Raw genomic sequence first — 11,228 nt, 5'->3', positions numbered from 1 at the left:
ATCGGCCCACACCAGGGCACCACGACAGAGGCCACCACACCCGGCCCCCGTAGCTCAGTGGATAGAGCAGGCGCCTTCTAAGCGCTTGGCCGCAGGTTCGAGTCCTGCCGGGGGCGCCACCTCCTACCAGCAAAAACGCCCCAGAGGGGATCTCCCCTCCAGGGCGTTTCGTGTCTCTGACGGCAACGCTGACGGCAACGGCCCCGTCACTCGTCGGACAGCAGGTCTCCCAGCTTGTCCAGAGCGGCCCGCTTCTCCGACATCTCGGCGTGCGCGTAGATGTTCATCGTCACGTCCAGGGCGCTATGCCCGACGATGTCCCGGACGATGTGCGGCGGGATCCCGAGGCCCAGCAGCAGGGTCACACAGGTGTGGCGCAGGTCATGGAAGCGGACGTCCAGGCCGAGCCGCTCGCGAATCGGGTAGAAGTGCCGGTTCAGGTTCCGGGGCTCGATCGGAGTCCCCCGCCGGGTGGTGAAGACCAGACCGGTTTCCCGCCACTGCTCCCCCGCGGCTTCACGCTCTTCCGCCTGGCGCTCAAGGTGCCGGCGGAGCGCGTCGACACACACGGCCGGGAGCGGCACGGGACGCTCCGAGCGACGCGTCTTGGGCGCGGTGAGCGTCAGCTCTCCGTTGACTCGCTGCAGGGCCGTACGGATCTCCAGCGATCCCCCATCCAGGTCAACGTCCGACCAGTGGAGCCCGAGCAGTTCGCCGCGCCGAAGCCCCAGGTACAGCGCGAGCACGTAGGCCGCACTCAACCGGTCGTCACGCACGTCGTCCAGGAGCTTCTTCCCCTCCGCGACGGACAGGCCGCGACCAACCCGGTACCGAGGAGTCTGGACCTGCACGAGTTTGGCGACGTTGCGCTGCACCAGCTCCTCACGGACCGCGTGCTGGAGGGCGTTCCGCAGCACCGCATGCAGGTACTGGACCATGCGAGGCGACAGCCGACGCTCGCAGCACCGCTTAGGAGTGGCAGCACAGCAGCGACGGGCACCGGTCGGACGGGCGGCATCACGTCCCTGAGCGCAGCACTGGCAGGCCTGACGAGCCCAGTCGAGGAAGAGGCGTACGTCTTTGGCTGAGAGCCGGGCGAGCTTCTTCTTTCCAAGTCGGGGCACGATGTACGCGTTCACGCACTTGCTGTAGCTGTAGACCGTCGAAGGCCGCACCTTGTGGCTCACGACGTGCTCAAGCCAGTACGGGAGATAGGTACCGAGACTCTCGGTCGTGTCGGCCGCAGGAATGCCCTGGTCGCTCTTGGAGAGCAGCTCGGTGAGCTTCTTCCGAGCCTCCTCCCAGGTGTGGCCGTAGACCCGTCGGCGCTTGTACGTGCCGTCCGGCATCAGGACATAGCCCGCTCCCTCGTACCGGCCGTCCTTGCGGCGGTAGATGGTGCCTTCGCCGTTGGGATTGCGCTTGGCCATCAGGCAGCCTCCTCGAGTTCGCGGGTTATGAAGTCACTCAGGGCATCGGCGGGAATGCGGCGGCAACGGCCGACCGTGATGGAGACCAGGCGGCGGGAGCGGATCAGGTCGTAGACGGTGGAACGGCCGAGCCGGAGCCGCGCCATGACTTCGGGCACGGTCAGCAGCTCGGGAGTGGCGGTGGTCATGCTGCGGCTCCTTCCAGGGCGAGTTGATCGCGTAGGGCTTCGCGGGCGGTTTCGCGGTTGAGTTGGAGGTCGCGGGCGATGGTGGCGGCGAGGGCGGATTCTCCGGGGGTGTGGCCGTGTCCGGCGTACTGCCAGTCGGCCAGGACCAGGACGGTGTCCGGCTCGCGGTCGTCCAGGCCGAGGGCGGCGTGTTCCTGGGCGGCGCGGTAGTCGGCGCGTGCCTGGCGGAGGGCGCCCAGGGTGGTGGAGTAGCGGCGGGACTTGGAGGAGAAGTGGCCGCGGAAGCCGAGCATGTGAGCCCAGGCCCACAGGCGCCGGTCGGGGTAGAGCGGGTCGAGCTGCTTGCAGGCCTCGATGAGGCGGCGGGTGTGGTCCGGGACGCCGTGCCGGTCGAGTTCGGAGAGTTCGCCGATGCGCCGGTCGAGGGTGCCGGTGTTCTCGGCGGCCTTGGTGGCGTACTTGGCGACGTAGGAGGCGACGGCCTGTTCGGTGATGTCGGAGCCGTCGCCGAAGGCCTTCACGGGCCTCACGTCGAGCTGTCGACCCCAGCAGAAGGTCCGGGCGGGCTGGTCCTCGGCGGCCGGGACGGAGACCGAGGTGTAGGAGTGCGCGGCAGCCGCACGGATCGCGTCGGCGAGGAGATCGACCGTCGCCCAAGACGGCGGGGTGGTCTCTGGCCCGTCGGGGCCGTCGATGCGGATGACGGCATGGAAGTGCAGTGCCCCGCGCTTTTGGAACTCGGCGACCTTGCCGTACGAGACGCGCGCGTGGTGAGCGAGTTCGCGGCGGGCTATGCCGACGCGGGCGGCTATCTCGCGGCGGAGGCGGGTGGTGAAGCGCTGCCAGAGCTGCCCGGCGTGGTTGTTGAACAGCACAGCGCCCGCGTAGTCGTAGGTGCTCGGGTCGAGGGCGGTACCGAGGGCGGGGTCGTCGGCAGGATGGCGGGTGCCGCAGCGGCAGACGCCGTGGTCGGGCCGGTTGTGGACCGGGCCGAAAGAGGGGGCGGTGAGGGTGGCGAAGACGCGAGGGTGGTCGCGGACGGTGGCGGAGATGTCGCGGCGGTCGTCGCCAACCAGGCCCGCACGGATGAGGTGGTAGGTGTCTCCGGCGTAGGTCCAGGCGCAGGAGGGGCAGCGGGAGGCGCGGCGGTTGCCGCAGGCGACCCGGAGACGGCCGCCCGGCTCGTTGGCGGTGGTGTAGTGGTGCAGGGTCTCGCCGGTGGTCTTGTCCTTGGTGAGGGTCCAGCCGGTCAGGTGGATGGGGTCGGCGCAGCCGCCGGTGCGGCGGATCTGCTCGTGCCAGCGGTCGTAGTCAGAGGCCGAAGCCACCCTCAGCAGGTCGCCGAGGGTGGTCGGGTCGAGCAGGTCAGGCACGCGCAGCCTCCCGGACGCGGCGGGCGGGAACGGTGCCCTGGCCCTGGCAGGCCGGGCAGTTCGCGGTGAGCGTGGGCAGGTGGCCGTGCCGGTCGCGGCTGCCGGTAGTGATGGCGGCGGTGGCGAAGCCGTCGCAATTGGGGCAGATGCGGGGGGTCAGTGTGGCGGTGGGGTGCGTCATGCTGGGTGTTCCTTCCGGTTCAGTGGATCGGACAGGGACGGCGCCCGGAGCGGACGAGACTTGGCGGTTGATGCCGCTCCGGGGGCCGGTCAGCGCCGCTTCGTCTCCGAGGCGAGCAGCGAGCGCAGGACGACGGCGCAGACGGCGACCGAGACGCCGGTGATGGCGACCGCCAGGAGCATGGAGACCAGCACGGCGCCCACGACCAGGACCACGGCGGTGCCGCCGCCGACAAAGGCGAGCGCAGTTCCAGGGGTGAGCTGCACCGTCGGCCGTGCGGGCGCGGGGGCCGAGGCCACCGGGGCGGGCTGCGAGACCTGAGCGGCCGGAACAACGGTGGTCGGCTCGACCACGGCAGGCGGCGTGACATGGCCGGTCGGGGTGGGCATGGTCGGGATCTTTGGACGGAACATCGTGAACTCCCTTCCGGGGGTGGTTACTTGATGAAGGTGTCGATGGCGGGGGCGAGAACGCTGTCGGCGAGGAGGAAGCCGCCGAGCAGGAGTACTGCGATGAGCCAGGCGGGCGGGCGGATGAGCTTGACGCCGAGGTAGCCGACGGCGAGCAGGGCGAGCCAGAGCGGTACTTCCATGGCGGAGGGCCTCCTAGCGGACGCGGCAGCGGTGGGTGCGGGCGGCGAGCTGGGCGGCGGACTGGCTTCCGTAGTCGGAGGACCAGCCGCACCGGTCGGAGGTGCACACGGCGGCGTACTTGGTGCGGCCGTTGCGGTCGCGGTGGGTGCCGATCTGCACCGGGCCGATCCGCATCACGGAGTGGAAGTGGTCACGAGCGGGCATGTCAGTCGGTCTCCTCTCGGGTCAGGGCCGGGTCAGGGAATGCGGCGCGGATACCGGCGGCGATGGCCGGGTCGGCGGTGCGGCGGGCGGCTTCCTCGGCGAGCAGGTGCGCGAGGAGGGGCCGGTTTGCGGCGGCCATCTCGCGGGCGGCGTCGAGGTGGTCGGCGGCGGTCAGGTCGGCCGGGTCACTGGTCATGGCGTGTCTCCCGTCGTTGTCAGGCGAGTTGGGCGGCGATGGCGTCGGCCAGCTGGGGCGGGACGCCGAGACGGGCGCGCAGGGTGTCTGGGTCGATCGGCGTACCGGTGCGGGCGTGGTGGTCGTCGGCAACCTTGCGGGCGTGGTCGACCAGCGCGGCCGGGACCGGCACAGCCGGAGCAGCGGCAGCCGGAAGAGCCGGAGTGTCGTCGACAGCCGGAATCGGCTCAGGCTCTGGTTCGGTCTCGGCAACCGGCTCAGGGTCCGGCTCGGTGACCGGGCCCGTGGGTGCCGGCGGATCCGGCACCTGCTCTGTGGCGGAGTGGGCGAGGAGCGTGCCGCCCATGAAGGCCAGGGCGGGCCAGGCGGCGACGAGGATCCGCAGCCACGCCGGGACGTGGTCGAGGTCGAGGAGTCCGGCGGTAGCGACGTTGGCGCCTAGGGAGGCGACCAAAGCGATGACGAACCAGCACCAGGCCAGCCGGGACGGGCCGTCCGAGCGCAGCCGCCGCCAGGAGGCGACCAGGAGCAGGTCCACGCTGATCGGGTAGGCCCAGGCTTTCCAGCCGTCCTGTCCGGCAGCGGCGGCCAGGTCGTGGAGGTGGGCGAAGGACAGCGCCCCGGCGATGACGGCCTGGACCATGACGGCGTCGAAGCGGAGAGCGGGGCGAGTCATCACGGTTCCTTCCTGTCGTTAGGCATGGGAGGGGTAGGGACCTGGCGCGAAGCGGTCGCGCCAACCGGGCAGGCGGGAAGGTCAGGCGGTGGCGGGGGCTGTCTTGGACAGCGGCACCCGGGCCGAGGGCAGCGAGCCAGACACGGGCCGGTAGGCCGCCAGGGCGGGCACGTCGGGGGTGCGGTCGGCGTACTTGTTGCAGATGTTCACGGCCTGGCGCAGCGAGGTGTGCGGGGCGCGGATGCGGTGCCAGCCACCGGTGGAGTCCCCGGCGATCGCGATGCCGCGTGTCTCGGCGGGGATCTGGATGGCGGCCAGGACGGCGTCCGGGGAGATGTCACCGAAGGCCATGTTCGCGCTCGTTTCGTCGTTGACGCGGTGGGCGGTGCGGCCGGTGAGCTGGGCGCGAAGCATGGTGATGCCCTTGCCGAGTTCGGAACCGAAGCGCTGCCCGCAGATCTCCAGGTAGATGCCAGCGGCACGGCCGAGCTGGGCGAGCCGCACGAGGGCGGTGATGATCCGGTCCCGGCGCTTCTCCTCCTCCTTGCTGGCGAACAGGGCGAGTTCGGCAACCTCATCGACCAAGACCACGACCGGCACCGGCCGCAGGTCCTCGCGCAGGTCCCAGATGTCGGCGGCGATCTCCGCATCCGGCACCGCGACACTGATCCGCTGCTCAGCCCGGATCAGTTGATAGACCTCCTCCATGTGCGACACCAGCGCCTCCAACAGCTCCAGGGCGGTGTCGGGGTTGTCGGCCAAGGCGGAGAACCGGCGGGCCAGCGGGAACAGCTCAACGCCTTGCTTGCAGTCGATACCGACCAGGGCGACGTCCATCGGGGCCAGCCCGGCGACCAGGTTGCGCTGGTAGACGGACTTGCCGGACTCCGTAGCCCCCAAGGTCAGGCCGTGGGGAACGGCGCGGTAGTCGCGGTAATGCACCGAGCCGTCCTCCCGCAGCGCGACAGGAACCCGCATCGGACGCGTGTCGGTCTTGGCGGGCATCTGGACCTGCTTGAGCACGTCGTAGCCGGTCATCCGCACCTCGACCACACCCGAGCGGACCTCACGGGAGGTCACGCCGTACATGCCGAAAGAGTGGCGCAGCCGGTCCGTGGCCGCCGACACGTCGAAGGCATCCTGACCGGGGCGGAGCTTGAGCCGCAGGACCAGGCCGGTCCTGGTCGGTCGTAAGCGCAGGATGCGCGGTACCCGGGACTCAGGAACGGGCCGGTTGGCTACCCGGGCCAGGGCCAGGCGCCAGCGCGAGGGCGGGACCGCCAGGCCGCAGGCGTCCATGACCGAGGCGTAGCGGACCAGGACCCGCGCCGTGGCGACGATGACCCCGAAGGTCAGCCAGTACCAGGCGGGGCGCCGCCACCGCAGGAGACCCGCAGCGGCGACGACCACAACCACAGCGACCATGAACCAGGTCATGATCAGGCCGCCTCAGACGCCGAGCCGGTAGCGGCCAGCGAGGTGACCGCGACCGCGCGGAACGCGATGCCGTGCCGCTTCTGGCCGTTGAACTCGTTCTCCCACGGCCGGGCAATCAGACCGGTGAGGGCGACCGGGGTGCCCATGGCCAGGTCGCTGGAGATACCGGGCTCCGGGACGGTGATGGACAGAATCTCGACTTCGTCGTTGGCCGCGAACATCACGTCCACGGTCATCAGCTTGACGCCGTCGGCGTCGATGGCGATCTCGCCGGTACGGCGATCCTTGACCTTGGGCTGCGGGGCCTTCGCGACCATCACGGTCGCGCCGGAGGTCTCAACGGGGATCTGACGCACAGCAGAACACTCCTCTACAGATGCTGGACTTCGTCACTCATGTACATGAGTGACATAGAGAAGAGTGCATGACTCCTATACATGAGTCAACCCGCCGCGAGAGAGAACTCGCGACGGGCTGCGGTGAGTTGAGCGGGCGTCAGTCGGCGGCGGGGATCCGGTACTCGAAAACGAACTGGTCAGCGGCCATGAGGGTGTCGCAGACCTCGACGACGAGCCCTGCGGTGGTACGGGCCTCGCGGATCAGGTGAACTACGGGTGCACCCGGGCTGAGGGCGAGTTCGGAAGCTTCCGCCTTTGAAGCTGGCCGGGCTTGCAGCGTCTCGACGAACTCGGCGAACTCGTGCCCGTGATCCTCGAGTCGGGCGTAGATGCCGCCACCGCCCGGGTTCTCGGCGAACAGCTCTGGGATCTCCTTGACGACGTCCCACGGGAGGTACGAGGAAGCGGTCTCGACCGGAGTGCCGTTGCGGAAGTAGAGGCGTCGGCGGGCGAGCACTTGAGTGCCGGCGGGGACGCCCAGCCGCTGGGCGGCGTCCGCGGGGGCCTCCATGGGTCCGATGTAGAGGACGCTCACCTTGGCGGTGGCGCCGGACTGTGCGGACTCCGCGAGGTACGCGGCCTTGCCGCCCTGGCGGAGCGAGCGCCGGAAGCGGTCCGAGGAGCGGTGCCGTACCGGCGGCCGGTCTTTCACGATCGAGCCCTTGCCGTGCCGGGTCTCGACGAGCCCGCTGGCCCGCACCTCGACCATGGCCTTGCGGATCGTGCCGCCGGAGACGCCGTAGCGCTCCACCAGTTCCGACTCACTCGGCACCATGTCGCCCGGCTTGAGCACGCCCGCCCGGATCTGCTGCACGATCTCGTCTGCGATCTGCACGTATCGAGGCCCGGACCTGCCTCCTTCTACTGCGGTTCCCATAGTCCTTTCCCGCCTCCTATGCTCCTGTACATGAGTCAATCACAGGAAGCAACCTCGCCGCCGCTGCACTCCGTATCCGTTGCGGGAGTGGTGGTGCGCGAAGATGGACGCCTCCTGGCGATCCGCCGAGCGGACAACGGAACGTGGGAGCTCCCCGGCGGTGTGCTCGAATTGGACGAGACCCCAGAGGCTGGCGTAGCCCGCGAAGTCTGGGAGGAGACAGGCATCCACGTCGAGGTGGACGAACTCACCGGCGTCTACAAGAACACGACCCGAGGCGTGGTTGCCCTGGTCTTCCGCTGCAAGCCCTCCGGTGGCGTCGAGCGCACGTCCAGCGAGTCGACAGCCGTTTCCTGGCTCACGCCCGACGAGGTCAGTGAGCGCATGTCCGAGGTCTATGCGATCAGGCTCTTGGACGCCCTAGACGGCGCTGGCCCCCACGTTCGAAGCCACGACGGCAAGCAACTCATCCCAGCGGGATAGAACTTTCCCTACTTCATCAAGGCCCGCGCACGGCGCGGGCGCGCGCCGCCTCTACGGCGCGGCCTGCCTCCTGTCTCCGCCCCGGCTGGCCGCGCCCGGCGGCGCGCTCGGCGGCTGCGGGCATGCATGGGAGACACCCTCTGTGGCTGGGGCGGTCGGCTCCACGGCTTTAGGCAGCCACTTTGGGGCGAGCCTCTAAGATCATGGCCCCAACGTCGTGCTTTAACGGGCAGGTCCACAGACTGCCCGACTCGCCGGAAGCTTACGGGGCCATGATCACTCGCCCCAAAGCAGCTCCAGCCCAAAGCCGCTCCACCGACCTTGCCATTCCGACTGCAGCTATTGAATGACTCCGATCGCCCTTCCGTAATTATTGATTTTTCCGAGTACATAATTCGCGATGGCCGCTCGACCCGTCTTGGCGCGCCACATCAATTCCAGGCGAATAGGCGCCCCGCCTTTGAGGCAATAAATATCGCTATTGAAGACGAGATCCGTCCCCAGGTTCCTTTCAGTCTCATAGCTATCAATTAGCCCTGTTTCAACCAAACCGCGCCCTAGAGCATCATTCAAGAGGCCGTCATTAGTCCTCGAAATTTCAGAGAGCTTTGCGAACGCTTCCTTGGTATTGGAACCAGGCTTGGGTCCGCGCTTCCTAGTGCCCAGCGGCTTATCTTGCAACAAGATACCCAAATCACTCTCAACAAGCCGTCTAGCTGCGCTACCATCCTTTGCCGTGATCATATCTTTAGACTGCATCACTTTATGCAGCTCAGAACTACCATAGGTCCTCGTCACGGCAAGCATGCAGACCATGTCCATGTTAACAATGCGGGCATCTAGAACCGTACCCAAAATACCCGTTTGCTCCGGGTGCCTCTTAAGGTCGCTGACGACGTTTGCACCGGTGGAGCTCAAGAGGCGATCGACGTCGGCAGCGGAGAATCCTCCCCTCGTCAAGGCCGCAACGTCGCCTTCCACGTCATTGCCGGAGACGGTTAGTGTCCACAGGCGGTAGCGTTCTTTCGTGAGGAGCTTCTCCACACGGGCTCCAGCACGAACTGCGGCCGATCGGATCCGAGCGAGATAGTTACCAATCGTGTCAGACTGCTGGGCGAGATCGTCGGCCAGATCCGCAGAGATACCCAGTGCGTCAAGTGACGCACCTTCGTTCAAGACAGATACGGTCTGCTGGGCGATCCTCGAGTACTCCGTCTTGGGGGGCCCCTGAAAGGAGGTGACAGGACTTGAGACGCCGAAAAGCGCTTCCCGCCCGAGGCTCTCGCCGATCCCAACGAGCATGTCCGTTAGATCGTCCCGGTTAGTGGGCCAAACAACAAGAGACCGCTTCCCAGCCTCCGACCTGACGAATTGATTGATCTCATGCATAGCGGACTCGATCTCCGATCCAGAGACGTCGCCCAGGGCCTCTCGCCCCTCAAATACGATCACAGTGTTCTCTGAGGTTGCGGCTTCACGGAGAGCTTGGCCCACATTCGCATCTCGGGCGATGCGAAGAGTCGAGATGCGCTGACGAAAGAAGCCGACGGTGTCAAGAAAAGTCGACTTCCCCGCTCCGGACGTCCCTCGCAGGATCATGAGCGAACCGCGATCGGCGGCGCGCATGTCCATGAAGCGCTCGTCGATCTCGTCGAGCATGGGTTCGACCGGAATGATGATGGAGGTCAGCGCCTCGTCTCCAAGGTCGCGAAGCCGCTCGAACCGGTCCGGGATGCGCAAGTTGTTGACGTCCATGGCCTCATTGTGAGGGATGTATGACAGCAAGTCAGCTAATCGCCGTAAGATCCCCAGGTCAGAGCCTCCCGACCTGATCGCCTATCAGCGACGGGCGGACGCTGCGGCGGATCAGCCGACTGCTGCCGTATCTCGACTTCAGGCAGAAGGTATTGGGCTCGCTGGAGGCTCGGGTGAGGTTACGGCTGCATAGGTGGGAGTCCCCTGCCGAGCGACCACTCTCGGGCCGTCCGAGGCCAGTCGACGTCGCCCCACGCTGATAGGAGCCCACGGCATCCGACCAAGGCAGAGTCGTGGGCCTCGTCAGTCCCGCTGGTCAGCGCGACCGGTGATCAGTAGACCGGTATGGCAGGCCCCACTAGGTCGCATCTGACGGCAGTGACGGCAACGCTGACGGCAACGACGACGGACGGCAGCAGCACTCGGCGACCCGGCACGATAGAGACACGAGACGATCTGACTGGCCTACCACAACATGCCCGCATCTTCTAAGCGCTTGGCCGCAGGTTCGAGTCCTGCCGGGGGCGCAAGTCTCCGCCCTCCCTTCTGGGAGGGCTTTTTGCTGGTCAGGGCACATACCAGTCGGCATCCTGCGGGCCGCGAGGTCAGTCGGCGGACGGCCGCTCGGGAGGATCTCCGGCAGCTTCGAGCCGCCACTTCAGGTCAGGTAGCTGGCCCTCGACGCAGCGGGCGTAGGTCGCCAGGAGCATGGCAGCGCTGTTTCCGGCCCACTCGGCTACCTGGACGGGTGGGATCCCGTCGTTCAGCCACTTCGTCAGGCGCGTGTTCCGGTTGCCGAGGACGCGCTGTCCGGTAGGCGACTCGAAGACGTGCGGAGGCAGTGCGGCCTTACGCGTGCTGCGCCACGCCCGACGGAACCGGCGAGGATGCGGCCCGACTCGCCTTGGAACAGCAGGTCACCCGGCTTGAGCTGTTCGTCCTCGATGTGCTGCCGGAGAATGCGTGTCAGGGCGGGATGCCCAGAGCGATCAACCCGGAGACAGCGAGGCCGACCAGTTCCAGCGCGACGGTGGACACTACCGGGTGGTCCCACGAGGGGCGTCGGATCGAGCCGCTCCCGCTGTCCTTCTCATCGGCCACGTCGTGAGAGTAACCATCGACAGGGCGAGCGTCGCCTGATGCGGCACCAGATCAGGGCGTCCCGTGCCACTCTCGTGCCATAACCAGGGGCGACTCACGGTGAGTCAGCGGCAACAACCGAGCACGCGCGGGGACTTCACCCAAGACAGGTCGCCGCAGCTCACGCCGCCTACCGCCCAACCTCACTCCCAAAGCGGTGATCGACTGCAGCCCGTGCCCTTCGCGTGCCCGGTCCAGCGGGAAACCACGGAGGACAACGGCCACTCACGAGAGCGAGACACGAGAGCGGCCCCCGACCTACTAACCCGGTCAGGGGCCGTTGTCACTGCTCTCAGA

At 67.5% G+C, this 11,228-nt stretch carries 15 protein-coding genes and 1 tRNA gene; 2 read left to right on the top strand and 14 right to left on the bottom strand.

Annotation, left to right across the window (positions count from 1 at the left end; all coding sequences use genetic code 11):
- Positions 1–43: 43 nt before the first annotated feature.
- Positions 44–119: transfer RNA gene (locus tag ACFZDI_RS17950), tRNA-Arg, on the top strand.
- Positions 120–206: 87 nt separating this feature from the next.
- Here ACFZDI_RS17950 and ACFZDI_RS17945 read toward each other — a convergent pair.
- The 12 genes from ACFZDI_RS17945 to ACFZDI_RS17890 all read right to left on the bottom strand — a co-directional run bounded on the left by ACFZDI_RS17945 (position 207) and on the right by ACFZDI_RS17890 (position 7,553).
- Entirely contained in the window at positions 207–1,430 is a 1,224-nt protein-coding gene (locus tag ACFZDI_RS17945) for a tyrosine-type recombinase/integrase (protein ID WP_391251577.1), read from the bottom strand.
- Positions 1,430–1,618 (bottom strand): helix-turn-helix domain-containing protein, encoded by a 189-nt coding sequence (locus tag ACFZDI_RS17940; protein ID WP_391198037.1) that lies wholly within the window; start codon positions 1,616–1,618, stop codon positions 1,430–1,432. The genes ACFZDI_RS17945 and ACFZDI_RS17940 overlap by 1 nt, the downstream gene beginning before the upstream one ends.
- Positions 1,615–2,991 carry a replication initiator protein RepSA gene (gene repSA / locus ACFZDI_RS17935; protein WP_391251575.1) on the bottom strand — a complete coding sequence of 459 codons (1,377 nt, stop codon included), beginning with the start codon at positions 2,989–2,991 and terminating at the stop codon, positions 1,615–1,617. The genes ACFZDI_RS17940 and repSA overlap by 4 nt, the downstream gene beginning before the upstream one ends.
- Positions 2,984–3,172 (bottom strand): hypothetical protein, encoded by a 189-nt coding sequence (locus ACFZDI_RS17930; RefSeq protein WP_391251573.1) that lies wholly within the window; start codon positions 3,170–3,172, stop codon positions 2,984–2,986. Before ACFZDI_RS17930 ends, repSA begins: the two co-directional genes overlap by 8 nt.
- Before the next feature lie 89 nt (positions 3,173–3,261).
- Positions 3,262–3,585 carry a SpdD-like protein gene (locus ACFZDI_RS17925; RefSeq protein WP_391251571.1) on the bottom strand — a complete coding sequence of 108 codons (324 nt, stop codon included), beginning with the start codon at positions 3,583–3,585 and terminating at the stop codon, positions 3,262–3,264.
- Between the two features lie 23 nt (positions 3,586–3,608).
- Positions 3,609–3,764 carry a hypothetical protein gene (locus tag ACFZDI_RS17920; protein ID WP_365253092.1) on the bottom strand — a complete coding sequence of 52 codons (156 nt, stop codon included), beginning with the start codon at positions 3,762–3,764 and terminating at the stop codon, positions 3,609–3,611.
- A 13-nt stretch (positions 3,765–3,777) separates the two neighbouring features.
- On the bottom strand, positions 3,778–3,969 hold the full coding sequence (locus tag ACFZDI_RS17915) for a mobile element transfer protein (RefSeq protein WP_391251569.1): 192 nt from the start codon (positions 3,967–3,969) through the stop codon (positions 3,778–3,780).
- 1 nt (position 3,970) lies between these two features.
- Positions 3,971–4,165 (bottom strand): hypothetical protein, encoded by a 195-nt coding sequence (locus tag ACFZDI_RS17910; RefSeq protein WP_102913612.1) that lies wholly within the window; start codon positions 4,163–4,165, stop codon positions 3,971–3,973.
- Between the two features lie 19 nt (positions 4,166–4,184).
- On the bottom strand, positions 4,185–4,841 hold the full coding sequence (locus tag ACFZDI_RS17905; RefSeq protein ID WP_391251567.1) for a DUF2637 domain-containing protein: 657 nt from the start codon (positions 4,839–4,841) through the stop codon (positions 4,185–4,187).
- Positions 4,842–4,922: 81 nt separating this feature from the next.
- Positions 4,923–6,278 (bottom strand): FtsK/SpoIIIE domain-containing protein, encoded by a 1,356-nt coding sequence (locus ACFZDI_RS17900; RefSeq protein WP_391251565.1) that lies wholly within the window; start codon positions 6,276–6,278, stop codon positions 4,923–4,925.
- Positions 6,279–6,280: 2 nt separating this feature from the next.
- Positions 6,281–6,634 carry a hypothetical protein gene (locus ACFZDI_RS17895; protein ID WP_391251563.1) on the bottom strand — a complete coding sequence of 118 codons (354 nt, stop codon included), beginning with the start codon at positions 6,632–6,634 and terminating at the stop codon, positions 6,281–6,283.
- Between the two features lie 139 nt (positions 6,635–6,773).
- Positions 6,774–7,553: a GntR family transcriptional regulator gene (locus ACFZDI_RS17890; protein ID WP_306928107.1), complete on the bottom strand. Its 780-nt coding sequence runs from the start codon at positions 7,551–7,553 to the stop codon at positions 6,774–6,776.
- Positions 7,554–7,571: 18 nt separating this feature from the next.
- Between ACFZDI_RS17890 and ACFZDI_RS17885 the strand changes: the two genes are divergently transcribed.
- Complete coding sequence (locus tag ACFZDI_RS17885; protein ID WP_391251561.1) at positions 7,572–8,036, top strand: NUDIX domain-containing protein; 465 nt, start codon at positions 7,572–7,574, stop codon at positions 8,034–8,036.
- 339 nt (positions 8,037–8,375) lie between these two features.
- Here ACFZDI_RS17885 and ACFZDI_RS17880 read toward each other — a convergent pair whose 3' ends face one another.
- Positions 8,376–9,791: a hypothetical protein gene (locus tag ACFZDI_RS17880; protein WP_391251559.1), complete on the bottom strand. Its 1,416-nt coding sequence runs from the start codon at positions 9,789–9,791 to the stop codon at positions 8,376–8,378.
- Positions 9,792–10,757: 966 nt separating this feature from the next.
- The gene (locus ACFZDI_RS17875) at positions 10,758–10,892 is read right to left on the bottom strand and encodes a hypothetical protein (RefSeq protein ID WP_391251557.1); all 135 of its coding nucleotides are present in this window, start codon (positions 10,890–10,892) and stop codon (positions 10,758–10,760) included.
- Between the last annotated feature and the right edge of the window lie 336 nt (positions 10,893–11,228).

This window comes from Streptomyces sp. NPDC007907 (assembly GCF_042959365.1).
GTDB classification, from domain to species: domain Bacteria; phylum Actinomycetota; class Actinomycetes; order Streptomycetales; family Streptomycetaceae; genus Streptomyces; species Streptomyces indiaensis.
This window is presented reverse-complemented; position numbering and strand designations above follow the sequence as displayed.

Excerpts from the sequence above, each read along its gene's own strand:
- ACFZDI_RS17940 (WP_391198037.1), bottom strand. The coding sequence starts at position 1,618 with ATGACCACCGCCACTCCCGAGCTGCTGACCGTGCCCGAAGTCATGGCG.
- ACFZDI_RS17945 (WP_391251577.1), bottom strand. The coding sequence starts at position 1,430 with ATGGCCAAGCGCAATCCCAACGGCGAAGGCACCATCTACCGCCGCAAG.
- ACFZDI_RS17910 (WP_102913612.1), bottom strand. The coding sequence starts at position 4,165 with ATGACCAGTGACCCGGCCGACCTGACCGCCGCCGACCACCTCGACGCC.
- ACFZDI_RS17930 (WP_391251573.1), bottom strand. The coding sequence starts at position 3,172 with ATGACGCACCCCACCGCCACACTGACCCCCCGCATCTGCCCCAATTGC.
- ACFZDI_RS17890 (WP_306928107.1), bottom strand. The coding sequence starts at position 7,553 with ATGGGAACCGCAGTAGAAGGAGGCAGGTCCGGGCCTCGATACGTGCAG.
- ACFZDI_RS17900 (WP_391251565.1), bottom strand. The coding sequence starts at position 6,278 with ATGACCTGGTTCATGGTCGCTGTGGTTGTGGTCGTCGCCGCTGCGGGT.
- ACFZDI_RS17880 (WP_391251559.1), bottom strand. The coding sequence starts at position 9,791 with ATGGACGTCAACAACTTGCGCATCCCGGACCGGTTCGAGCGGCTTCGC.
- ACFZDI_RS17905 (WP_391251567.1), bottom strand. The coding sequence starts at position 4,841 with ATGACTCGCCCCGCTCTCCGCTTCGACGCCGTCATGGTCCAGGCCGTC.
- ACFZDI_RS17920 (WP_365253092.1), bottom strand. The coding sequence starts at position 3,764 with ATGGAAGTACCGCTCTGGCTCGCCCTGCTCGCCGTCGGCTACCTCGGC.
- ACFZDI_RS17925 (WP_391251571.1), bottom strand. The coding sequence starts at position 3,585 with ATGTTCCGTCCAAAGATCCCGACCATGCCCACCCCGACCGGCCATGTC.
- ACFZDI_RS17915 (WP_391251569.1), bottom strand. The coding sequence starts at position 3,969 with ATGCCCGCTCGTGACCACTTCCACTCCGTGATGCGGATCGGCCCGGTG.
- ACFZDI_RS17885 (WP_391251561.1), top strand. The coding sequence starts at position 7,572 with ATGCTCCTGTACATGAGTCAATCACAGGAAGCAACCTCGCCGCCGCTG.